We start from the raw sequence: 24,139 nt of genomic DNA on the forward strand, positions 1-24,139 counted from the left end.
GCGGGCCCTTAAGCCAAAATCTCCGCGAGGAAGGAAGCCGTGTGGCTCGTGGTCGATTTCGCCACCTGTTCGGGCGTGCCCGCAGCCACCACCTGGCCGCCGCCTGAACCGCCATCCGGACCAAGATCCACGATCCAGTCGGCACTCTTGATGACGTCCAGGTTGTGCTCGATGGTGATCACGGTGTTCCCCTTGTCCACGAGCCCCTGCAGCACCATCAGGAGCTTGCGGATGTCCTCGAAGTGCAGGCCCGTGGTGGGCTCATCGAGGACATAGACGCTGCGACCGTTTGAGCGCTTCTGCAGTTCCGCCGCCAGCTTCACTCGCTGGGCCTCGCCACCGGACAGCGTGGTTGCAGGCTGTCCCAGCCGGACATAGCCCAGGCCAACGTCCACCAGGGTGTTCAGGTGACGGGCGATGGGCGAGAAGGCAGCAAAGAACTCCGCCCCTTCCTCGATGGGCATGTTCAGGACGTCGGCGATCGTCTTGCCCTTGTAGTGGACTTCCAGGGTTTCCCGGTTGTACCGCGCACCGTGGCAGACCTCGCATGGCACGTAGACGTCCGGAAGGAAGTTCATTTCGATCTTGAGTGTGCCGTCGCCTGAGCAGGCTTCGCAGCGCCCGCCCTTGACGTTGAACGAGAACCGGCCGGGCAGGTAGCCGCGGACCTTCGCCTCGGTGGTTTCGGCGAAGAGTTTGCGGATGTTGTCAAAGACTCCGGTGTAGGTGGCCGGGTTGGACCGCGGGGTGCGACCGATCGGGCTCTGGTCCACGTGGACCACCTTGTCCAGGTGCTCCAGGCCCTGGATGCTCTTATGGCGGCCGGCAACCTGCTTGGCACCGTTGAGCTTGTTGGCCAGCACCTTGTACAGGATCTCGTTGACCAGGGTTGACTTACCGGAACCACTGACTCCGGTTACAGCCGTAAAGAGTCCCAGCGGGAAGGCGGCGTCGACATTGACCAGGTTGTTTTCCCGGGCGCCGACAACCTTCAGCTCACGCTTCTTGTCGTACTTGCGCCGTTTCTTGGGGATTTCGATTTTTTTGCGGCCGGACAGGTAATCGCCGGTCAGCGAGTTGGTGTTCTCCAAAAGCTCTTTGTAGGACCCTGAATGCACCACCTGGCCGCCGTGCTCGCCCGCGCCGGGGCCGATGTCGACAATCCAGTCCGCCACGTGGATGGTGTCTTCGTCATGTTCCACCACGATGAGTGTGTTCCCCATGTCCCGGAGCCGGGTCAGGGTCTCAATGAGCCGGCGGTTGTCCCGTTGGTGCAGGCCGATGGACGGCTCGTCGAGGACGTACAGGACCCCCACCAGGCCGGAACCGATCTGGGTGGCGAGCCGGATGCGCTGCGCTTCGCCGCCGGACAGGGTTGCGGAGGGCCGTTCAAGGTTCAGGTACTCCAACCCGACGTCGAGCAGGAAGGTGAGCCTGGCCTGGATTTCCTTGAGCACCTGGTGCGCGATCTGGGCTTCCCGGCCCGTCAGGACCAGGTTGTTCAGGAAGTCCGCACAGACTCTCATGGGCATGGCGGCGACATCGGCAATCGACTTGCCGTTGATCAGGACTGACAGGGAGGCGGGGTTCAACCGGGCACCGTTGCAGGCCGGGCACGGGATCTGCCGCATGTACTCTTCGTAGCGGTCGCGGGCCCATTCGGAGTCGGTTTCACCATGCTTCCGGTGGACATACTGGATGGCACCTTCGAAGCCGGTGCTGTACTTCCGCTCGCGGCCGAAGCGGTTCTTGTACTGGACTACTACCTTGTGGTCCTTGCCGTGCAGGACGGTCTGGCGGATGTCCTTGCCGAGCTTTTCCCATGGCGTTGCCATGGAGAAGCCGAGTTCTTTTGCCAGGCCCTCAAGCAGGCGGTTCCAGTACTCAGTGGTCGCGGTACCAAGGGACCATGGCGCGATGGCTCCCTCGGCCAGCGACAGTTCGGGGTTGGGGATGATGAGTTCCTCGTCAACCTCCAGCCGCGTGCCGATGCCGCTGCAGGCGGCGCAGGCGCCGAAGGGATTGTTGAAGGAGAAGGAACGCGGCTCGATCTCGTCGATGGCCAGCGGATGTTCGTTGGGGCAGGCAAGGTTCTCCGAAAAGGCCCGGAGCCGGCCGGGGGCGTCGGCGTCCACGTCCACGAACTCGGCCAGCACACGGCCCTCCGCGAGGCCCAGTGCCGTCTCGACTGAATCGGTGAGGCGCTGGCTGATGCCTTCCTTGACCACCAGCCGGTCCACCACCACCTCAATGGTGTGCTTAAACTGCTTCCCCAGCTTGGGTGGTTCGCTGAGCTGGATCAGTTCGCCGTCCACCCGGGCACGGGAATAGCCCTTCGCCGTCAGTTCCTTGAAAAGGTCAACGAATTCGCCCTTGCGTCCCCGGACGACAGGCGCCAGGACCTGGAAGCGGGTGCCGTCTTCCAGCTCAAGCAGTTGGTCCACAATCTGCTGGGGCGTCTGCCTGGCGACGACTTCGCCGCAGACGGGGCAGTGCGGCCGGCCGACGCGCGCCCAGAGCAGCCGCATGTAGTCATAGATTTCAGTGATGGTGCCCACCGTGGAGCGGGGGTTCTTGCTGGTGGACTTCTGGTCGATCGATACGGCCGGCGAGAGGCCCTCAATGAAGTCAACGTCCGGCTTGTCCACCTGCCCCAGGAACTGCCGGGCGTAGGCCGACAGGGATTCAACGTAGCGCCGCTGGCCCTCGGCGAAAATAGTGTCGAAGGCCAGTGATGATTTCCCGGATCCGGACAGCCCGGTAAAAACGATCATGGCGTCACGGGGCAGGTCCAGGTCCACGTTGCGCAGGTTATGCTCCCGCGCCCCCTTCACCACAAGGCGCGAAAGGTCAGGACGGGCAGGCGTGGCGGGGGCCTGGGCAACGGTGACAGGAATGGACTCGACTGCTGATTCTTCAGCTACGGCTTTAGGCACCCACTAATGCTAATCGAAAACTTCTTCGAATATCCATGCAGGCCGGCTAGTGGGCGTCGTAGGCTGCCGCCAGCAGCTGGACAGCCTCCGCAAAGGTCGCGCCTTGAGCCTTGGCCACTGCCGCGTACGTGGAAGCAGCAACAGAGAGGGCGTCAGACCGCATATCACGCGCACTGACCACTGTGCCGTTCCGGCCCTTGGTAGCCACTACACCGGCCGCTTCGAGTTCCTTGTAGGCCCGGGCCACCGTGTGCGGAGCAACCTCAAGGAGTTCTGCCAGAGTACGGACTGCGGGGAGCTTGGTGCCGGGCGGAAGGTCTCCGCTGTCGGCGAGCCGGATCACCTGCAGCCGCAGCTGCTCAAAGAGCGCCACGGTACTGGCCTGGTTGGGCTTCCACGTACCAGGAAAGGGAGCGCCGGCGGTCATCGTCCGGCTTCCGTCGTTCCTGTCCGGCCCGTCCGGCCGGCGAACTGCGCTTTATAGAGCTGTGCGTAGCGGCCATTAACTGCCAGGAGGCTCCCGTGGGTTCCCTGCTCGGCGATGCGTCCGTTGTCCATGAGCAAGATTAGATCAGCGTCCCGGACGGTAGACAAACGGTGAGCTATGACAAAACTCGTTTTCCCCTGCCGCAACCTTTCCATGGCTTGGCGGATAAGGACTTCGGTCCGCGAATCAACTGAGCTTGTGGCCTCATCCAGGATCAGCACGCTGCGGTCCGCGAGCTGTGCACGGGCGATGGCGATCAGTTGGCGTTGCCCCTGGCTGAGTGGATCTCCCCCGCTGTCCAGGACGGTGTCGTAGCCCGCGGGCAGTGACCGGACAAAGTGGTCCAGGTGGCTCGCCTCCGCGGCCGCAGTAATCTCAGCGTCCGTGGCGCCCGGCCGGCCGTACTCGATGTTCTCCCTGATGGTGCCGGCAAACAGCCAGGCATCCTGCAGCACCACCCCGAAGCGTTCGCGCAGGGCGTCCCGGGGGATGGCGGCGATGTCGGTTCCGCCGATGGTGATCCGTCCCGAGTCAGGTTCGTAGAAACGCATGAGGAGATTCACAATCGTGGTCTTGCCCGCGCCGGTGTGGCCGACAATCGCCACGGTGCGGCCCGGCTCCACCGCCAGCGAAAGTCCACGGATTACCGGGGCGTTCCGCACGTAGCCAAACGTCACATCGTCGAAGACTATCCGCCCGTCCGGACCCGCCCGATGGCGGGCCACTTCCGGTTCAGCTGGAATTTCCTCGGCATCCAGGAGTTCAAAGACACGGCGCGCCGAGGCTGCGCAGGACTGAATGACGTTGAGCATGCCGCCGATCTGGCTCACAGGCTGCGTGAACAACCTGCTGAACTGGATGAAAGCCTGGATTCCGCCGATGGTCATCGATCCCAAAGTGACCTGAAAGGCGCCTACCACAGCCACCGCGATGTAATTGAGGTTGGCAATCAGGATCATCAGTGGCTGGACGAGGCCCGAAGAATACTGGGCGCGCGCGGAGGCGCGCGCCAGGCGATCATTGCTGGCCCGGAACACCGCCGCCGCCTGCTCCTGGTGACCGAAGGCCTTGATCACCTCATGCCCGGTGATGAATTCCTCCACATGGGCGTTCAATTCGCCTGTCTCAGTCCACTGACGGGCGAACTGCGCCTGGGATTTCCGCGCCACCAGAACTGTCACCAACGTGGACACCGGCACGGAAATCAGTGCAATTACCGCCAAGAGCGGCGAAATCCAAAGCATCATGGCCAACGCACCACACAACATCAGGACGGACATAATCAGCTGTGTCAGGACCTGGCTGAGCGCCTGGGCGATGTTGTCGATGTCATTGGTGACCCGGCTCAGGACATCTCCCCTGGACTTCTCCTGGAAGTAGGTGGAGGGAAGCCGGTGCAGCTTTTCCTCCACGGCGGCCCGGAGGCTGTACATCAGGCCGTGGACGGAGCTCGCCGTCAGCTTTCCCTGGATCCAGTTGAAGACCGATGCGCCGAGGTACATCACGACGACGGCGGCGAGGAGGTTTCCCAGCCGCTGCCCCTCGAACACTCCGCTGTAAAACCCGCTGACCACAATATCCGTGGCCTTTCCCAGGTAGTTCGGCGCCATGACGTTGAGGCCGGCAAAACCACAGGTGGCCGCCACGGCACCCAGCATCCGCCACCTGAACGGGTGCAGCAGGCTGAGCAGCCGGCGCGCTGGAGGCCAGAATGATTCCGCCGCACCTCCTGACAGCGCTGTTGTCATGGCAGGTGTTCCAGGGCCAATTGGGACTCGGCAATTTCCCGGTACGTGGCAGAAGTCTCGAGCAGTTGAATGTGGGTTCCCTCTGCTACCAGCCGGCCCTCGTCGAGCACCAGGATCCGGTCCGCTCCGGCGACAGTGGAGATCCGCTCCGCCACGACGATCACCACTGCATCGGCAAGACCGCTCAACAGGGAGTCCCGGAGCCGGCTCTCCGTGGCGAAGTCAAGCGCGGAGAAACTGTCGTCAAAGAGATAGATGGAAGCCCGCTTCACCAGGGCGCGTGCAATGCAGATACGCTGGCGCTGGCCGCCGGAGAGGTTCGTGCCGCCCTGTCCGACTTCAGTGGCCATGCCGAGGGGCAGCTCGCGGACGAACGAAGCGGCCTGGGCGGTTTCGAGGGCCTCCCACAGCTGGCTTTCGCTCACGTCCGGGGCAGCGATCCGCAGGTTCTCGGCGATGGTCCCGGTGAAGAGGTGGGACCGCTGCGGGACCACGGCCATGGCGCGGCGGAGCACCTCCAACGGCACCGCACGGATATTCCTGCCGGCGATCGTGATGTCTCCGGCCGTGGCGTCAAGGAAACGGGGCAGCAGGCTCAGGAGCGTCGACTTGCCGCTACCCGTTGATCCAACGACGGCGACGGTGGTGCCGGGCGCGGCCGAAAAGCTGATGTTTTCGAGTACGCGGGTCTCGGCCCCCGGGTAGGCGAAGCTGACATCCATGAACGTGACGCGGCCCCGTTCGAGGTCTGCGTGTTCGCCCGACGTGTGGGCGCCGTGATTGTCCTGGACAGAGGGCTGTGTGTTGAGCACGGCGCTGATCCGCTCGGCGCAGGCGGCGGCCCGCGGTGCCGTCATCAGTACGTACATGGCCATCATGATGGCCAGGAGAATCTGCATGATGTAGGCAATAAAGGCAGTAAGCGCCCCGATCTTCATGTCACCCTCATACACCCGGTGCCCGCCGAACCACACAATGGCCACCGATGACAGGTTCACCACGATCATGATCAGCGGAAGCATCCCGGCAACGACCAGTGACGACTGCAGGTTGTTTTCCGACAGGCTCGTGTTTGCCCGGGCAAAGCGCCGGGTTTCATGCCCCTTCCTGACGAACGTACGGATCACGTTCGCCCCGATAATCTGCTCTCGCAGGATCTCCCCGGTTCGGTCCAGCAGGTCCTGGCCCTCCCGGTACAGGGGTACCAGGCGACGGACGATGAGGTACATGATGAGCAGGAGCACGGGCATGATGATGATGACAACGCTCGAGAGCACGATGTCCTGCTGCCAGGCGAGAACCACACCGCCTGCGGCCATGACCGGTGCCGCCACGAGCATGGTAAACACCAGTACTGCGAAGGACTGGATCTGTTGTGTGTCGTTGGTGGCTCTGGTGACGAGGCTTTGCGTGCCGAAGCCAGCCACCTCTTGGGAAGAAAGTGACTGGATTTTTGTAAAGATCTCCGCCCGCAACTGATGGCCGAGCCCCATTGCCACCACGGCACCGAGATAGCCGGCGGCGATGGCCGCCACCGCCTGGACTGCCGCCACCACGGCCATTTCGGCGCCAAGCCGGAAGATCGCCGGAGTGTTCCCGGCAACGATGCCGTCGTCGATGATGGCAGCGTTGATGGTGGGCAGCAGCAGGATGCCTGCAGTCTGCACCAGCTGGAGGACGGCGATGGCAGCAACGGAGATCTTGTGGTCGGCCAGCAGCCGGGTCAATAAGGCGAAAAGCACCGCACCTCCAGGATCAGTTGGGGAAGCCGATGAGGTTGTGGCCTGTAGCCACCCCAGAAGCCGCTTCATCTTTGTAGCGAGCGCCATGTTTTCGTTCGAAGTCACATAACCATACGGATTGCGTAGAGAACATCAATCGACTGGAGTTTAGGTTGCCAGTGGCTTTTGCGCTACGGCAAAGATCCGCCGGAACGGAAAAACTGTCCCGTGGGGCGTCCCCGGGTACGCTGCCCGCAGCGCAGCGGCGTACTCCGACTCGAAGGCTGGTCCCTCCCCATCTGACAGAACCGCCAGCACAGGCCGCAACGCCGTGCCACGCACCCAGTCCAACACCGGATCCGTTCCGGTGAGGACCTGTTGGTACGTGGTCTCCCATGCGTCGGCGGTGCAGCCCGCGTCCAGCATGATGCGGAGGTAATCTGCGGGCTCCCCCACCGATTCCCCACCACGGAGCACCCCTTCCAGCTGGGGCGACCATCGTGCCGAGCTGGCCAGTTCCCGCATCAGGACATGCGACGGCGCGTTGAAGTTTCCGGGCACCTGCATTCCGAACCAGGCCCCAGGCTTGAGGGCTGCCAGCCAGCCGGCCAGCAGCTCCTGGTGCCCTGGAACCCACTGCAGCGCGGCATTGGTGACCACCACGTCCGTTTCGGCCGGGGGCGTCCAATCGGCAATATCGGCCAGGCTGAAACTCAGGCCAGCGTGCGTGGTGGCCTGCGTTGCTGCCTTGGCCAGCATCTCGGCGGACGAATCGAGCCCGACGACCTGCGCCTGCGGCCACCTCTGGGCGAGCGTCGCTGTCAGGTTCCCGGGACCACAGCCCAGGTCCACCACCTGATGGGGCTGATCGGTATGGATCCGTCCCGTAAGGTCAAAAAATGGCCGGTCGCGGTAATCGCCGAACTCGACGTATTTCAGGGGATCCCACTTCACAGTTTTTCTCCGTGCTCTGGTCTGTCTGGCAATACCGCGAGCCTAACCCCTCGCCGCCCGGTTATGCGGCATCTAATGGGCACTAAGCTGGAAATCAATGAAACTCGTTGACCAGCTGTCTGTCCTGTCCGCCTCGACCCTTTCCGGCGCTGGCATCGACCCGGACACTCTCTACACCCAGTTCCTTGAGTGGACCGAAAGCCGGGGCCTGGAACTGTACGCGGCCCAGGACGAGGCCATCATGGAGTTGGCAACCGGCGCCAACGTCATCCTCGCCACCCCCACCGGGTCCGGTAAATCGCTGGTAGCCATTGCGGCACATTTTCAAGCCATGGCGCGGGGGCAGCGCAGCTACTATACGGCCCCCATCAAGGCTCTGGTTTCCGAAAAGTTCTTCGCGCTGTGTGACATCTTCGGCGCCGAGAATGTCGGCATGATCACCGGCGATTCGGGCGTCAACCAGGACGCGCCCATCATCTGCTGCACGGCCGAAATCCTCGCGAACATCGCCCTGCGCGAAGGCGAAGACGCAGACCTCGGCTCGGTGGTCATGGACGAATTCCACTTCTACTCCGACCCGCAGCGCGGCTGGGCGTGGCAGGTCCCCTTGCTGGAGCTGCCGCAGGCCCAGTTCCTCCTGATGTCGGCCACGCTGGGTGACGTCAGCCGCTTTGAGGACGGAATCACCGAACTTACCGGCCGCCCCACAACCACCATCAGTTCCGCAGAGCGCCCCATTCCGCTGCATTACTACTACCACGAAACCCCGGTCCACGAGACGCTTGAGGAGCTGCTCTCCACCCGCCAGGTCCCGGTCTATGTAGTGCATTTCAGCCAGATCGAAGCCATTGACCGCGCCCAGACCCTGATGAGCATCAACGTCTGCACGCGTGAGGAAAAGGACAAGATCGCGGAACTGATCGCCAATTTCCGTTTTGCCGCAGGCTTCGGCAAAACCCTCAACAGACTGGTCCGGCATGGCATCGGTGTCCACCACGCTGGAATGCTGCCAAAGTACCGGCGCCTGGTGGAGCAACTCGCGCAGGCGGGCCTGCTCAAGGTGATCTGCGGAACGGACACCTTGGGTGTGGGCATCAATGTGCCCATCCGTACCGTCCTGCTTACGGCGCTGAGCAAGTACGACGGCGTACGCACCCGGCTGCTCAACTCACGGGAGTTCCACCAGATCGCCGGGCGGGCTGGCCGGGCGGGCTACGACACCGCCGGGACAGTTGTGGTCCAGGCGCCGGAGCACGTCACCGAAAACGTGAAGGCCATGGCCAAGGCCACCGCCAAATTCGGTGACGACCAGAAGAAGCTCCGCCAGGTGGTCAGGAAGAAGCCGCCTGAAGGCTTTGTCTCCTGGGGCGAGCCCACTTACAAGCGGCTCGTCGAATCCGTGCCCGATCCCCTGGGCTCCAGTTTCAGCGTGACGCACTCCATGCTCATGAACCTGATGGAGCGGCCCGGCGACCCGTTCACGGCAGCACGCCGGCTGCTGACGGAGAACCACGAGTCGCGGTCCTCGCAGCTGCGCCTCATGAAACGGGCCTTGGGAATCTACCGCGAGCTCCTCGCCGCCGAGGTGGTGGAGCGGATTCCTGAGACGGAGCAGGGGGCAGACGGCAGGACCGTCCGGCTCACGGTCCACCTGCAGGCCAACTTTGCACTGAACCAGCCGCTCTCGCCGTTTGCGCTGGCAGCGCTGGAGCTGCTCGACCCGGATTCGCCGGCGTATGCCCTGGACGTGGTGTCGGTGATCGAGGCGACCCTCGAAAAGCCCCGGCAGATCCTCTCCGCGCAGCAGAAGAAGGCCCGCGGGGAAGCGATTGCCGCGATGAAGGCGGACGGCATCGAGTACGACCAGCGGATGGCGATGCTGGAAGAGGTAACGTACCCGCAGCCGCTCGCGGAGCTCCTGGGCGAAGCGTTCGAGGTCTACCGCAAGGCCGCGCCCTGGGTGGGCGACTTCGAACTTGCACCCAAGTCTGTGGTCCGGGACATGTACGAACGTGCCATGAACTTTGGCGAGTTTGTCCAGTTCTACGGACTCGCCCGCTCCGAAGGCATTGTGCTGCGCTACCTGGCCGACTGCTTTAAGGCACTTCGCCAGACGGTACCGCAGGACATGCTCCGGGAGGACCTTGAGGACCTCATCGCCTGGCTCGGTGAACTGGTGCGGCAGGTCGACTCCAGCCTCCTGGACGAATGGGAGGAGCTGACTTCCGGCGCGGCACCCACGCCGCACGACGCTCCCCCTCCCCCGCCGCCGTCGCTGACGTCCAACATCCGGGCCTTCCGCGTGATGGTCCGCAACGAAATGTTCCGCCGGGTGGAGCTGTTCGCCGACGAAAATGCGGAAGGACTCGGAGAGCTCGACGGCGGCACAGGGTGGGATGCCGACCGCTGGGAAGACGTCCTGGACGACTACTTCGATGAACACAACGACATCGGCACCGGGCCGGATGCCCGAGGCCCCGGGCTGCTCATCATCACCGAAGAACCGGGCCTCTGGAAGGTACGGCAGATCTTCGACGATCCGGCCCGCAACCATGACTGGGGCATCTCCGCGGAGGTGGACCTGGCGGCGTCGGACGAAACCGGAACGGCCGTGGTCCGGGTCACCGACGTCAACAGGCTGTAAGGCCCCTTGTAAACTCGAACCATGAGTGTAATCCGCCCGGCCACCCGGCACGACGTCCCAGCCATCCTGCAGATGATCCACGAGCTGGCCATCTACGAGAAGGAACCTGAAGCCGTCCGCAACACCCCGGAAATGCTGGCCGAGGTACTTTTTGGTGATAATCCGCGCGTGTTCGCCACGATGGCCGAGAACTCCGCGGGCGAGGTCCAGGGGTTTGCTCTCTGGTTCCTGAACTACTCCACCTGGGAAGGCGTCCACGGCATCTACCTGGAGGACCTCTACGTCAGCCCGCACGCCCGCGGCGAAGGCCACGGCAAAGCGCTCCTAAAGCACCTGGCCGCCACCGCCGTCGAAAATGGCTACGCCCGGGTGGAATGGAGCGTCCTGGACTGGAATGAACCGTCCATCAACTTTTATCGGAGCCTCGGAGCCCGCCCCATGGACGGGTGGTCGACGTTCCGGCTGACCGGGGAAGCGCTCGAGAGCTTTGGCACCAACGTCCCCGCTGATGCCCGTGCCTGAGCTGGCTCCATCCTCCGACGCCACACGAATGCGAAAACCCGTCCCCCACCTGGTCAAGGCCCGCCACGAATTCCGTGGCATGCGTACCGCCGAGCACTACTTCACGGTGCCGTTGGACCACTTCGCGCACGCGTCAACCAATAACGGCGCCGCGCCGGACACCGTCACCGTGTTCGCCCGCGAGTACGTCTCGTCAGATCACACCGAGGCCGAGGCCGAGAAGCTTCCCTGGCTGCTGTTCCTCCAGGGCGGCCCTGGCGGCCGCGGCAACAGGCTCGCTTCATTGGGCGGGTGGAGCAAGGCTGCGGCCCGGAGCTTCCGGATCCTGATGCTGGACCAGCGCGGTACCGGCCTCTCGACGGCTATCGACCGGAACACCCTCCCGTCGAGGGGGACGGCGGAAGCGCAGGCGGCGTACCTTGAGCACTTCCGTGCGGATTCCATCGTGGCCGACGCGGAACTCATCCGGGCAGCCCTCGGCTCCGGCCCGTGGAGCATCTACGGGCAAAGCTATGGCGGGTTCTGCGCCCTGACGTACCTTTCCTTTGCCCCGGAAGGGGTGAAGGAAGCCCTGATCACCGGCGGCCTGGCGCCACTCGCGGGCCATGCCGACGACGTCTACCGCGCCACGTTTACGCGCGTTGCGGCACGCAACACCGAGTACTTCGCGTGGTACCCGGAGGACCGCCGGACGGTGGAGCGGATCGCGGCGCACCTCCGGCAGACCGAAGAGTTCCTGCCCGACGGCGGCCGGCTCACTGTGGAGCGGTTCCAGATGGTGGGTGCGTTCCTGGGCGGAAACACCCGTGTGGACGGCCTGCACTACCTGCTCGAAGATGCTTTCATTGAGACGCCGAGCGGGAGCAGGCTCTCCGACGCCTTCCTGGAGCAGGTTCAGGGAATCGTGTCCCGCCAGGCCAACCCCCTCTATGCCCTGATGCATGAGTCGATCTACGGGCAAGGCCAGGCGAGCGACTGGGCTGCGTGGCGCGTGCTGGCGGAATACCCGGCATTCCGCCCGGATGCCGTGCCGCTGTTGCTGACCGGCGAAATGGTGTATCCGTGGTACTTCGAGCAGGATGCAGCATTGAAACCGCTTCAGCAGGTGGCACATCTGCTGGCTGCCAAGAGCGACTGGAAACCGCTGTACGACGGCGTGCAACTGGCCGCCAACAGCGTGCCGGTTGCCGCCGCCGTCTATAGTGACGACATCTACGTGGACCGTGACCTGTCCATGGAAACAGCCGCCTCCGTCCGCGGGCTGCAGGTATGGGAGACGGCGGACTTCCACCATGACGGAATAGCCGACGACGGCGAGGCCATTTTCGGCCGACTGCTGGGGATGGTGCGCTCGGCCGGCAGTTCAGCTGCCAACCGAGCCGCCAACTGAACCGGCGGCTGAGCTCCGCCGCCGGGCCATCAGGGTAACGAACGCGGCGGCCAGTACCACGGCTCCCACCAGGCCGCCCGCTATGTTCAGCCCCAGGTAGCCGGCCCAGCTGAGGATCAGGCCGGAAGTGGCCCCGCCCACCGCCCCGGCGGCACCCATCAGCGTGTCCGATACGCCCTGGACCACCACGCGGGACTCCTGGCTGACGCTTTCCGCCAGCAGGGTGGAGCCGGAAATCGTGGCCGCAGACCAGCCCATCCCCAGCAGTACCAGTCCGACGGCCACGGCCACAGTGGACTGCTGGCCAAACCCTGCGACGGCGACGGCGGCGAGCAGTGTAACGAAGCCGATCACGATGGTCTCCGTCCTGCCCACCTTGTCAGTCAGCCAGCCCATGACCGGGGACAGGGCAAACATGCCTGCAATGTGAAGGGAAATGGTGAAACCAATGATCACCAGCACATCGCCGGAGGCGGCATGGCCGGCGTGGGCGCCGGGTCCAGCCACCAGCTCCTGCAAATGCAGCGGGGTCATGGACATCACGCCCACCATCACTGCGTGGGCTCCGACGACGGCGGCCAGGGCCAGGATGGCCGGCCGGGACTGGCGGACGGCCCGCAGCCCGCGCTTGAGTGATCCTCCGGCTGGGTTACGCGGGCCCTGCTTGTTTGCTGCGATGGGCGGAGTCCGCTGTACATCGCCGCCCGCCGGCCTGCCGGTTGGCCCGTCCGGTACATGGTCCTCAGCGGCGGGTTCCCGGGCGGCGAGGTCCCGGGCGGCGAGTTCGCGGGCGAACAGAAGGGGGTCGGGCCTGAGGCCGGCGAAGAGCAGGACGATGGCCACCAGGAGTCCGGCTGCGGAGATCACGAATGGTCCGGCAACGGGCGGCAGGCCGAGGGCCTGCCCCACTACCGTGCCGGGTTGAATCAGGTTGGGCCCGGCCACGGCGCCCACCGTCACCGCCCACACCACGGCGGACAGCGCCCTCCCTCGGTGTTCATCGTCCGCGAGGTCGACGGCCGCAAAGCGTGCCTGCAGGCTGGCCGCGGTGCCCACGCCGATGCCCACCGCTCCCAGCACCAGCAGAACGAACACGCCGGACACCACCGACAACACAATGAGCACGGTGCCTGCCAACGCGGCGGACAGCCCCGTGACCTGGCCGATGCGGCGGCCGCGGCGGTCCGCCAGCGAAGCCAGGGGCAATGCTGCCAGTGCGGCGCCCAGGGTCATGACGGTGGCCACCGCCCCTGCCCACACGCTTGAACCTGAGAGCTCCACGGCAAGGATCGAACCGATGGAGACAGTGGCGCCCGTTCCGATACCGCCAAAGACCTGGGCCGCGCTCAGCAGTGCCACGGTGCGCCGCTGCACCTGGCGCACTCCGGTTTCCGTTACAAGGGTGCGGGCCATGGTCCGAGCATAGTCCTCGGCGGACGGCTCCCACAGGGGTTAAATAAAGCGAGCAGTCCCGGCCGCGCGTGCGGCCGGGACTGCTCGGACATGCAGGGTAAGAACGCCTACTCGGTTTCGCTGAGGCTCTTCCTGGCGTCTTCCTCGAGGCGGGGGTCCAGGTGGGCCGTCTTTGCCTTGGAGCTCAAGAGGCTGGCAACAACGGCCACGATGATGGTGCCCACGATGACGGCCAGGGAGACGAAGGTCGGGATCTCCGGTGCCCATTCGATGTGGTTGCCACCGTTGATGAACGGCAGTTCGTTCACGTGCATCGCGTGGAGCACCAGCTTGACGCCGATGAACGCCAGGATGAAGGACAGCGCGTGCTTCAGGTAGATGAGGCGGTTCATGAGGCCACCCAGCAGGAAGTACAGCTGGCGCAGGCCCATGAGGGCGAACAGGTTGGCGGTGAAGACGATGAACGGGCTCTGCGTCAGCCCGAAGATCGCGGGAATCGAGTCAACGGCGAAGAGGAGGTCGGTCATGCCGATGGTGATGAACACAACCAGCATGGGGGTGAAGACCTTCTTGCCGTTCACCGTGGTGCGGAGCTTGCCGCCGTCGAACTTCTCCGACATGGGGATGATTTTGCGGATCCCGGCGATGAGCGGATTCTCTTTGTCCTCTTCGTCCTCGCCTTCGTCCTGGGCCTGCTTCCAGGCAGTCCAGAGCAGGAATGCGCCGAAGATGTAGAACACCCAGCTGAACTGCTCGATCACGATGGCGCCGAGAAGGATGAAGATGCCGCGCAGGATCAGCGCGATGATGATGCCCACCATCAGGACTTCCTGCTGGTACTTCCGGGGCACGGAGAACCTGGCCATGATGATGATGAAGACGAAGAGGTTGTCGATGCTCAGGCTGTATTCCGTCACCCAGCCGGCGACGAACTGCCCGCCGTATTCAGGGCCTGTGAAGGCAAACATAGCGCCGGCAAATACCAGGGCGAGCGATACGTAGAAGGCCACCCACAGTCCGGCTTCCTTCATGGAAGGTTCGTGGGGGCGGCGGACGACCAGCAACAGGTCAATCAGGAGGATCAGGCCGAGGACGACAAGTGAGCCGACCTCGAACCACACGGGCAATTCGAGCACAGGGTAGCCTTTCGCAGGGTACAGAGGGTCATTGTAAGTCTCTCCGGCCGGCTTGTGCACTTAGTGCTGAATTGGCGACCCGCTACGCCCGGCCAGGCAACTGTGGCTGGCGTGTTGACGATCGTAGCGCTTGGGATACTCCCCTACGTGACCTTAACTGTACAGCAGGCGCCCGTGCACTCCGGTACATGTCCTCCGCGCGCCGCCGCCCCGCGGTCTCCTAGGCGTGGCCGGCTGCCTGCATCTGGCGAAGTTCCTTCTTGAGTTCGCTGACCTCGTCGCGGATCCTCGCGGCTACCTCGAACTGCAGCTCGGCAGCCGCGCCGTGCATCTGTTCGGTGAGCTGTTCGATGAGGCCCACGAGGTCTTCGGCCGGGGCAGCGGCCAGCCCGTCCTTGCGAACCTGCGCTGCGCCCTTGGCCGCCGATTTCCCACGCTTGGCGCCCTTGGCCAGGCGGTTGTTGTTCAGCAGCTCCTGGGTGTCCGCGTCTTCCTTGGCCAGCTGATCGGTAATGTCAGCAATCTTCTTCCGCAACGGCTGCGGATCGATGCCCTTCTCCGTGTTGTAGGCCACCTGGATGGCCCGGCGCCGGTTGGTTTCGTCGATGGCGTGGGCCATGGAGTCGGTGATGCGGTCGGCGTACATGTGAACCTGGCCGGACACGTTACGGGCGGCACGGCCGATGGTCTGGATCAGCGACGTGGAGGAGCGCAGGAAGCCTTCCTTGTCCGCATCCAGGATGCTTACCAGCGAGACTTCGGGCAGGTCGAGGCCCTCGCGGAGCAGGTTGATGCCCACCAGGACGTCGAAAACACCCATTCGGAGTTCGCGGAGCAGCTCAACGCGGCGGAGGGTGTCGACGTCGGAGTGCAGGTACTCCACCTTGATGCCATGGCCCAGCAGGTAGTCGGTGAGGTCCTCCGCCATGCGTTTGGTGAGGGTGGTGACCAGGACGCGTTCATTCTTCGCCGTCCGGGTTTTGATCTCGTCCAGCAGGTCGTCGATCTGGCCTTTGGTGGGCTTGACCACCACTTCGGGATCGATCAGGCCGGTGGGCCGGATGATCTGCTGGACAAAGCCGTCGGCCTTGCCGAGTTCGTACTTGCCGGGGGTGGCCGACAGGTAGACGGTCTGGCCGACGCGGTCGAGGAATTCATCCCATTTGAGCGGGCGGTTGTCCATCGCGGAGGGCAGGCGGAAGCCGAAGTCCACCAGGTTCCGCTTGCGGGACATATCGCCCTCGTACATGGCGCCGATCTGCGGCACTGTCACGTGGGATTCATCGATCACCAGCAGGAAGTCGTCCGGGAAGTAGTCGATGAGGCAGTGCGGAGCGGTCCCGCGGGCGCGGCCGTCAATGTGCGAGGAGTAGTTTTCGATGCCGTTGCAGAACCCCATCTGCTGCATCATTTCGAGGTCGTAGGTGGTGCGCATCCGCAGCCGCTGGGCTTCCACCAGTTTGTTCTGGCTTTCCAGGACCTGCAGGCGCTCGGCGAGCTCGTCCTCGATCCGCTTGATGGCCCGGGCCATCCGCTCGGGGCCGGCCACGTAGTGGGAGGCCGGGAAGACGTACATTTCCTCTTCGTCCCGGATCATTTCGCCGGTCAGCGGATGGAGGGTATGGATGTTCTCGATCTCGTCGCCGAAGAATTCGATCCGGATGGCCAGTTCCTCGTACATGGGGATGATTTCCACGGTGTCGCCGCGGACCCGGAACGTGCCGCGGTGGAAGTCCATGTCGTTGCGGGCGTACTGCATGGCGACGAACTTCCGGAGCAGGTCATCCCGGTTCATCTGCGCGCCCTTGCGGAGCGTGACCATGCCGGCGATGTACTCTTCCGGGGTGCCCAGGCCGTAGATACAGGACACCGTGGCAACGACGATGACGTCGCGGCGGGTCAGCAGGGCGTTGGTGGCGGAGTGGCGGAGCCGTTCGACCTCCTCATTGATGGACGAGTCCTTCTCGATGAAGGTGTCCGTCTGCGCGACGTACGCCTCAGGCTGGTAGTAGTCGTAGTAGGAGACGAAGTACTCCACCGCGTTGTTGGGCAGGAGTTCGCGGAATTCGTTGGCCAGCTGGGCGGCGAGTGTCTTGTTCTGGACCATCACCAGCGTGGGGCGCTGGACCTGTTCGATGAGCCAGGCTGTGGTGGCGCTTTTGCCGGTACCCGTGGCACCGAGCAGGACAACGTCCTTTTCGCCGTTCTTAATGCGTTCGGTCAGTTCGGCGATGGCAGCGGGCTGGTCACCGGCGGGCTGGAATTCGCTAATGACCTCGAAAGGCGCTACAACACGGTTGATCTCCTGCGCAAGGCTCATGCATCTAATCTACAACCGGGGACCGACAGCCAGGCCGGGATCCGTTACCGGCGAACAGTCCCCGAGTCCTGCCACGTGAAATAGACGTCGCCATAGCGCTCGCCATCCTTCTCGAGGATGGAGTTGCGCATGTGAACCTTGATCCGCCCATCCGAGCAGACAAAGGGTGGACGGTCGTATTGGCGGACGGATTTGATACGTGATTCCCTCACATGATTGGCCGCGAGAACGGGTAATCCACTCTCGCGGGCGAGCGTCGCGGATTCGTCCCAGTTGTATTCCGAGTTTGACCGCCCGCCTCTTCGCGGCAGCGGAATGGAAGCGACTGTTTTTCCAACTACAGTACGGGCGATGACCGTCGCTTTCTTGTCCGGAAGTACTTCGGCCGGGACACTAGGGACCGGAGGCACGACCCTCGGGACGACAGGGACCGGAGCTACTTTGCCAGGACGGGTCTCATCACCGCGCACATTGGCTTCGGCTATGGCGCCTCGTACGATACCAATTTCCTGCGAAGTCGGTACCCCGTTTTGGTGCGCGAGGTTTGCCTTCAGGAGGGACTGGCCAGCACGGAAATAGGGCCTAAAAGTCGATTTGGCCGATTTGACGGCCTTACATGCTGCGGCCTGATTCGGCGCGCCTTGTGTGGCGTCGGAAGCGAGCAAAACTCCTAAACGTATCGCAACGCGCGCCTTGTAAACGTTATTAATATCCATGACACCGCGGGGTGTCTCGGTGGCAGCTGCGTTGGCCACCGACGTTGTGTATGCCTTGTCCCATTGGGAGACAAGCCCGGCCAGAGTTGCAGATTCAGCGTCTGCCCTGGCTGGAGAAGCTACTACTATCTTGGATTCCATGAATTTCCCCCAATTCTCTTCGAAGCTTCAATTGAATTGAACTCGGAGCCGATCGATTAATTTAAGGCGCCTGTCTGAATTAGTCAACTGTGCCGTCATCGGCCCCGTAACGACGGGGTGGTTTGGATAGTTCAAATTGACCCTGCCCTAGGTATCAACCTGGTCATTTGAGACCGGGTACGACGGCGGCTGCCAGCCTGTGCGCGCGGCCCAGCCGTCCATGCGCGGCCAGGCGACGTCCGTGAACCACGGTTCCTTCGCCTCCGCGTAGGCGTGGGTACCTTTGGTGCCGGCAAACTGCTCGGTCAGAGCGCGTTTATGGTCCTCATACAAGGCAGCGGCTTGGGGGTCGTTCCTGAGCCAGTCACGGAAGAGCAGCGCGTAGCGCCAGCCGGACGATCCTGCTGGCCGGAGGTGAACGTTCACGGCGCGGCCGGGGTCCGCGTTGGCGTGGAAGCGTTTCTGCCACTGGGCCGGGTCCGGATCGGCCGGTTTGGGGGTGTCGAAGCCGGCCCCGGGCACGGCCGGGAAGCCGGCAGCCGCCAGCGCGGGTGCGATGCGGTCGGCCGCGTCGAGATCGGACACCGTGACCTGGAGGTCGATCACGTCTTTGGCGGCCAGTCCGGGCACGGCGGTGGAGCCGATGTGGTCCACGCCGAGGATGTCGTCGGGGGCTGCGGCCAGGATCCGGGAGCCGAGCCGCGCAGCCTGGGCCGGCCAATCCGCCTGCGGCACCGACAGGACTGCTGTGCCGGTGCGGGCCGCCCTGACGCCGCGGCGTAGATTGGCCGCGAACGGCACCAGCCGGTCGGCCCAGAGCCCGTTCACCTGTGCCAGCAGAGCGTCCAGGGAGCCGGCATTGTCCAGAACCACGTCCGCAGCGGCCAGGCGGTCGGTGCGCGCAGCCTGGGCTGCCATGCGTGACGCCGATTCCGCCCGCGTCATGCCGCGGTGTTCGAGCATGCGGGCGATCCGGACGTCGTCGGGCGCGTCCACCACCAGCACCAGATGGAACTTGCTGCCCTGCCCCGTCTCCACCAGCAGCGGAATGTCCTGGACAACAATCGCGCCATCCGGAGCCGTGGCAATGATGCTGGCCGCTGCCTCGCGGACCAGCGGATGGACAATGCCATTGAGCGCAGCCAGCTGGGTGGGATTGCCAAAGACCACGGCGCCCAGCCTGGCACGATCAAGGCGGCCGCCGGCGTCGAGCATGTCGGCCCCGAACGCCTCCACCAGCCGGGCCAGTCCGGGCGTGCCCGGCTCAACCACCTTTCGGGCCAGCGCGTCAGCGTCCACGAGGACAGCACCGAGCTCTGCCAGGCGTGAGGCGACCACTGACTTCCCTGAGGCGATGCCGCCCGTCAAACCGATTTTCAGCACCCCATCAGCCTAATCCCCACTGTGCGGTTCCCTGGGTGAGCGCAGCGAAATCAGGGGGGCGGTGGGGATTAGACTTGGGCCGTGCAAGAGCAAGAAAGCCGGACCACGTCCTACGCAACGCTGGCGGCGGGCCCGGACTTCCGGCACGAGCTAGAAATCAAACGGTCCAGGTTCATCACCGTGCTGCGCCGCGCCGACAGCGAAGAAGCCGCCCGGGATCTCGTGGCAGGGTTGCGGCGCGAATTCCATGACGCCCGCCACCACTGCTCGGCCTTTGTCCTGGGACCGGACCGGGACATCCAGCGGTCCAATGATGACGGCGAACCGTCAGGCACGGCCGGCCTCCCCATGCTGGAGGCCATCCTCAAGCGGGAAACCGTACCGGGGGTGACTGACCTCAGCGACGTCAGCGCCATTGTCGCGCGCTATTTCGGCGGCATTCTGCTGGGCGCCGGTGGATTGGTGCGCGCCTATTCGGAATCGGTGTCCGCTGCACTCGAACGCGCAACGCTGGTCCGGCGCCGCCGGCTGCGGATCTGCGAAGCTTCCGTCCCCCATTCCGCGGCGGGCCGGCTGGAGAACGATCTCCGGGCCGCGGGGTTTGTGATGGCGGAAACGAGTTACACCGACCAGCACACTGTCCTGCGCATGGCCATCCCGGACGATCCGGCGGATCTCTCAGCCGCGACGGAGCGCATGCTGTCGTTCACCGCCGGCACTGTGGAGCTGATCGCTGGCGGGACGGAGTGGATCGATGTCCCACTCCCCTGAGGTCCGGCTGGCGGACATTAACGAACATATCCTCGAGCGGCTCCTGGCTCTCGCGCAGCAGGACGCCTCCCCCGACGACGTCACGCCGCCGCTGGGCAACGGAATTGGCTGGAATGCGGAACGCACCGGCTGGTTCCGCGCCTACCACCGGGCAGCAGCCGCAGGCCTGGACGGGCCGGCGGGCGAGAAAAGCTGGGCCGTGCTGTATGACGGGAGCCCCGCCGGCTCGGTCAGGCTGAAACGCACGGCTCAACACGACGCGGCGGAGACCGGCATCTGGCTGGGTCGGAGCTTTCGTGCCCGCGGCGTGGGCGGCGCCGCCCTGAAACTGGTCCTGGCGGAGGCCCGGGTCGCCGGGCTGCGGCGGATCGTCGCCCACACTACCGCCGGTAACGCGGGTGCCCAGCGGCTCCTCACTGGCGCGGGCGCGGCCCTGACTTACGACGACGGCGGCGCCGTAAGTGCCGTCGTCGTACTCTCATGTGACTCGCAATAGGCGCGCCGAAACGCGCGTTTGAGCGCTGCCTGCCAACCAGCCGGATTTCGAGTTAAACACAGCGGGCCCCTGCATTCGCAGGGGCCCGCTGTGTTGGCCCGGGAAACCCGGGCCTATGGCAACTAGTTGCCGGTCAGCTTCTCACGCAGAGCGGCGAGAGCCTCGTCCGAAGCAAGCGTGCCTGCACCGGTCTCGGCTGCAGCGGGCTCGGAGGAGTAGCTGGTGGTGCCGGAATCGCTGTCACCGGACGTTGCAGCTGCAGCGTCGTCGGCAGCGTGCTGGGCAACCTGCTTCTTGTGTGCTTCCCAGCGGGTCTGGGCGTCAGCGTACTGCTGCTCCCAGGCGGCGCGCTGGTTCTCGTAGCCTTCAAGCCACTCGTTGGACTCCGGGTCGAAGCCCTCCGGGTACTTGTAGTTGCCCTCTTCGTCGTACTCAGCGGCCATGCCGTAGAGAGCCGGATCGAATTCGGTGGACTCGGCGTCAACGCCCTCGTTAGCCTGCTTGAGGGAGAGGGAGATGCGGCGGCGCTCGAGGTCGATGTCTATGACCTTGACGAACAGCTCGTCACCAACGGAGACAACCTGCTCAGCCAGCTCCACGTGGCGGACAGCCAGCTCGGAGATGTGAACGAGGCCTTCGATGCCGTCTTCGACGCGGACGAACGCACCGAACGGAACCAGCTTGGTGACCTTACCCGGAACAACCTGGCCGAGGGCGTGGGTGCGGGCGAAGGTCTGCCACGGATCTTCCTGCGTAGCCTTGAGCGACAGGGAAACGCGCTCGCGGTCCAGGTCGACCTCGAGAACCTCGACGGTGACTTCCTGGCCAACTTCGACAACCTCGGACGGGTGGTCGATGTGCTTCCAGGACAGCTCCGAAACGTGAACGAGGCCGTCTACGCCGCCCAGGTCCACGAATGCACCGAAGTTGACGATGGAGGAAACGACGCCGGGACGGACCTGGCCCTTTTCCAGCTTGTTGAGGAACGTGGAGCGGACCTCGGACTGGGTCTGCTCGAGCCATGCACGGCGGGACAGCACAACGTTGTTGCGGTTCTTGTCCAGCTCGATGATCTTGGCTTCGATCTGCTGACCGATGTACGGAGCAAGGTCGCGCACACGGCGCATCTCGACGAGGGATGCGGGCAGGAAGCCGCGCAGACCGATGTCGAGGATAAGACCACCCTTGACAACCTCGATGACGGTACCGGTGACAACACCGTCTTCTTCCTTGACCTTCTCGATGTCGCCCCAGGCACGCTCGTACTGAGCGCGCTTCTTGGAGAGGATCAGGCGGCCTTCTTTGTCTTCCTTGGTGAGCACCAGGGCTTCGACCTGATCGCCAACGGAGACGACGTCTCCGGGATCAACATCGTGCTTGATGGAAAGCTCGCGGGAGGGGATGACACCTTCGGTCTTGTAACCGATGTCGAGCAGAACTTCATCGCGGTCGACCTTGACGACGGTACCTTCGACGAGGTCTCCGTCGTTGAAGTACTTGATGGTGGCGTCGACTGCTGCGAGGAAGTCCTCAGCGGTACCGATGTCGTTAATCGCGACTACGGGGGTACCGGGCTTCTCGGTGGAGGTGATGGTCATGTAGTAGGGGCTCCGTTGTGGATAGTTAGTCGGTCAGGCCAACCGCCGCACCCGCGTTATGGAACGCATGCGCAGGTCGCGGCAGATCACGGGGATCCGCCGGGTCATCCTGATTCTGTGGATTTTAGAGAACATGCACGTAGTACACGCGCGTTTCAGTCTAGTCGCAGCGGCCAACACGGGTCAAAGCGTGGGCCGCCGCCCCACTGGCCGTTTCAGGCCGGCTGCTCCGCGGCATGACGGCGGAGTCCATCGATGCCGTCCCGCTCCAGAGCCTGGCCAGTCCGGGGTGATGATCGCCACCATACTCTTTGGGCCGGTGCAGCGGAATCACCGGACGGTGCCTAGAAGTGGGTTAGGCAGTGCGTGGCACGTTCCACGGCGAACAGCTGCCTGGCCCTCAGTGCCGCCCCCTGGTGGTGTTCGCGAACCTTGCCTGCCGCCGCCAGCGTCACCGGGCATACGGCGCCGAGATAGATCGAGGACAGTGCCGAGATATCCAGGGTCAGGTCCGGATTCTCCCCTGTTTCAATCTGTTCGACGGCGGCCTCGCCGCCATTGACTTCCAGTGCGTAAATCCCTGCCGCCAGGCCAAGCGGGTCGAGGACCTCCAGCACCAGCCGGCCGTCCACCGGGTATCGCCGCGCTTCCAGCGCCTCGACTGCGTCCAGGATACGGAGCCAGAGCATATCCCTGCTGTCCGAGGAGTCGATGCACCGCGGATCGGCAAGCGCCCAGGTGAGGGGATCATCCAGAGGGGCCTCTTCCCAGGTGATGCGTTCCACCAGGTCGATGGCAGCCAGGAATTGCCAGAGCTCCAAATAGCACTCGTTCGTGGAGGCGACCAGGTCCACCACATGCATGGTGTAGGGCTCGACGTCCCAGCCCAGGAATTTGTAGGAGACGTAGCCGTCCACAATTCCGTCGGGGCCATAGTGCAGGGCCACCTTGACGGCGGGGTCTTCTTTGCCGTCCCGTCCCAAGGAACCTGACGCCAGCTGGCGGTACCATTCCTGGCGGCCGATCGATCCTGGAGTGAGGCGGTGCACGCGGTCAAAAATTTCCGGCGCGATCTCCAGCAGAATCTTGGGATCGGCAATGTCCACACTGCCGACAGCCTGGTGGTTGAGGCTGAACCGGGCGGTAGTATCCACCTTTACCGTGCGCTCGAAGCTGGCCACACCATAGCCGAATCGTCCGTAGATGGATCCTTCGGATGCTGTCAGGGCGGCCATCGCAACGCCATCGCGTTTCGCCAGGGCCAGGTCCTCGGACATCATCCGGCGCAGCAGTCCGCGGCGCCGGTGTGAGGTCCGCACGGTCACGGCGGTGACCAACTGGGTTTCCAGCATCCGGCCAAAGCCGATGTTCAGCGTTTTGCGGAGGGTGCCGAAAGTGGCCACCGGCACGTCGGCGGGAAGGGACCCGGGCGCGACACCGCGCGTCTGGTACGCGCCGGTCAGAACCCGGTGGTCTGCCCGGTAGGTCGCCAGGGACGTGGCGACGTGTTCCGGCGTCCGCGTGGATTCATGGAACCCGAAAGCGACCGCTTTGACCCACGTTTCCGCTTCGCGATAGCCCGGCTCCCCTTCGGCTGCCGCGTCGAAGCGCCGGATTTCATAGTCATCACTCAGTTCAGCCACACCGCCGAGCCTAACCAATGAATCCGGCGCCTGGCCAGCAACAACACGCCAACCACTCCCCCCTCAAGCCGCCCCGCGCAAACGCCCCGCAAAAAAGCTCAGAGCCGCCACACGGGCTGG

At 64.1% G+C, this 24,139-nt stretch carries 17 protein-coding genes; 5 read left to right on the top strand and 12 right to left on the bottom strand.

Annotation, left to right across the window (positions count from 1 at the left end):
• Window positions 1-8: 8 nt before the first annotated feature.
• The 5 genes from uvrA to J2808_RS13815 all read right to left on the bottom strand — a co-directional run bounded on the left by uvrA (window position 9) and on the right by J2808_RS13815 (window position 7,846).
• Window positions 9-2,936 (bottom strand): excinuclease ABC subunit UvrA, encoded by a 2,928-nt coding sequence (gene uvrA, locus J2808_RS13795; protein ID WP_309817520.1) that lies wholly within the window; start codon window positions 2,934-2,936, stop codon window positions 9-11.
• Between the two features lie 46 nt (window positions 2,937-2,982).
• Complete coding sequence (locus J2808_RS13800) at window positions 2,983-3,363, bottom strand: GntR family transcriptional regulator (protein ID WP_309817522.1); 381 nt, start codon at window positions 3,361-3,363, stop codon at window positions 2,983-2,985.
• Window positions 3,360-5,171 (bottom strand): ABC transporter ATP-binding protein, encoded by a 1,812-nt coding sequence (locus J2808_RS13805; RefSeq protein WP_309817524.1) that lies wholly within the window; start codon window positions 5,169-5,171, stop codon window positions 3,360-3,362. Before J2808_RS13805 ends, J2808_RS13800 begins: the two co-directional genes overlap by 4 nt.
• A complete protein-coding gene (locus tag J2808_RS13810) occupies window positions 5,168-6,913 on the bottom strand; it encodes an ABC transporter ATP-binding protein (protein WP_309817525.1) in 1,746 nt (581 codons plus the stop codon). Before J2808_RS13810 ends, J2808_RS13805 begins: the two co-directional genes overlap by 4 nt.
• A gap of 147 nt (window positions 6,914-7,060) precedes the next feature.
• Window positions 7,061-7,846: a trans-aconitate 2-methyltransferase gene (locus tag J2808_RS13815; RefSeq protein ID WP_309817527.1), complete on the bottom strand. Its 786-nt coding sequence runs from the start codon at window positions 7,844-7,846 to the stop codon at window positions 7,061-7,063.
• A gap of 97 nt (window positions 7,847-7,943) precedes the next feature.
• On the opposite strand from J2808_RS13815, the gene J2808_RS13820 reads away from it, so the two are divergent.
• Genes J2808_RS13820 through J2808_RS13830 form a run of 3 tightly spaced genes read left to right on the top strand, consistent with a single transcriptional unit; the run spans window position 7,944 to window position 12,402 of the window.
• Window positions 7,944-10,490, top strand: coding sequence for a DEAD/DEAH box helicase (locus tag J2808_RS13820; protein ID WP_309817528.1), 2,547 nt, complete (start codon window positions 7,944-7,946; stop codon window positions 10,488-10,490).
• 21 nt (window positions 10,491-10,511) lie between these two features.
• Window positions 10,512-11,012, top strand: coding sequence for a GNAT family N-acetyltransferase (locus J2808_RS13825; protein ID WP_309817530.1), 501 nt, complete (start codon window positions 10,512-10,514; stop codon window positions 11,010-11,012).
• A gap of 28 nt (window positions 11,013-11,040) precedes the next feature.
• On the top strand, window positions 11,041-12,402 hold the full coding sequence (locus tag J2808_RS13830; protein ID WP_309817532.1) for an alpha/beta fold hydrolase: 1,362 nt from the start codon (window positions 11,041-11,043) through the stop codon (window positions 12,400-12,402).
• On the opposite strand, the gene J2808_RS13835 is transcribed toward J2808_RS13830, so the two are convergent.
• From J2808_RS13835 to coaE, 5 genes are all read right to left on the bottom strand, one after another.
• The gene (locus tag J2808_RS13835; RefSeq protein WP_309817534.1) at window positions 12,376-13,815 is read right to left on the bottom strand and encodes an MFS transporter; all 1,440 of its coding nucleotides are present in this window, start codon (window positions 13,813-13,815) and stop codon (window positions 12,376-12,378) included. The two genes, J2808_RS13830 and J2808_RS13835, sit on opposite strands and share 27 nt — an antisense overlap.
• Before the next feature lie 107 nt (window positions 13,816-13,922).
• Window positions 13,923-14,951 carry a TerC family protein gene (locus J2808_RS13840; protein ID WP_309817536.1) on the bottom strand — a complete coding sequence of 343 codons (1,029 nt, stop codon included), beginning with the start codon at window positions 14,949-14,951 and terminating at the stop codon, window positions 13,923-13,925.
• A gap of 220 nt (window positions 14,952-15,171) precedes the next feature.
• Window positions 15,172-17,271, bottom strand: a complete 2,100-nt coding sequence (gene uvrB / locus J2808_RS13845) for an excinuclease ABC subunit UvrB (protein ID WP_309817538.1) — start codon at window positions 17,269-17,271, stop codon at window positions 15,172-15,174.
• A gap of 44 nt (window positions 17,272-17,315) precedes the next feature.
• Window positions 17,316-18,128 carry a hypothetical protein gene (locus J2808_RS13850; protein ID WP_309817540.1) on the bottom strand — a complete coding sequence of 271 codons (813 nt, stop codon included), beginning with the start codon at window positions 18,126-18,128 and terminating at the stop codon, window positions 17,316-17,318.
• Window positions 18,129-18,275: 147 nt separating this feature from the next.
• Entirely contained in the window at window positions 18,276-19,511 is a 1,236-nt protein-coding gene (coaE, locus tag J2808_RS13855; protein WP_309817542.1) for a dephospho-CoA kinase, read from the bottom strand.
• Between the two features lie 81 nt (window positions 19,512-19,592).
• Between coaE and J2808_RS13860 the strand changes: the two genes are divergently transcribed.
• Window positions 19,593-20,282, top strand: coding sequence for an IMPACT family protein (locus J2808_RS13860; RefSeq protein ID WP_309817544.1), 690 nt, complete (start codon window positions 19,593-19,595; stop codon window positions 20,280-20,282).
• A complete protein-coding gene (locus tag J2808_RS13865) occupies window positions 20,266-20,778 on the top strand; it encodes a GNAT family N-acetyltransferase (RefSeq protein ID WP_309817546.1) in 513 nt (170 codons plus the stop codon). The genes J2808_RS13860 and J2808_RS13865 overlap by 17 nt, the downstream gene beginning before the upstream one ends.
• A 122-nt stretch (window positions 20,779-20,900) precedes the next feature.
• On the opposite strand, the gene rpsA is transcribed toward J2808_RS13865, so the two are convergent.
• Together rpsA and J2808_RS13875 are read right to left on the bottom strand one after the other, a co-directional pair.
• The gene (gene rpsA, locus J2808_RS13870; protein WP_305940977.1) at window positions 20,901-22,376 is read right to left on the bottom strand and encodes a 30S ribosomal protein S1; all 1,476 of its coding nucleotides are present in this window, start codon (window positions 22,374-22,376) and stop codon (window positions 20,901-20,903) included.
• Between the two features lie 344 nt (window positions 22,377-22,720).
• Entirely contained in the window at window positions 22,721-24,010 is a 1,290-nt protein-coding gene (locus tag J2808_RS13875) for a GNAT family N-acetyltransferase (protein WP_309817658.1), read from the bottom strand.
• Window positions 24,011-24,139: the final 129 nt, after the last annotated feature.

This window comes from Pseudarthrobacter sulfonivorans (assembly GCF_031454915.1).
Taxonomy (GTDB): domain Bacteria; phylum Actinomycetota; class Actinomycetes; order Actinomycetales; family Micrococcaceae; genus Arthrobacter; species Arthrobacter sulfonivorans_C.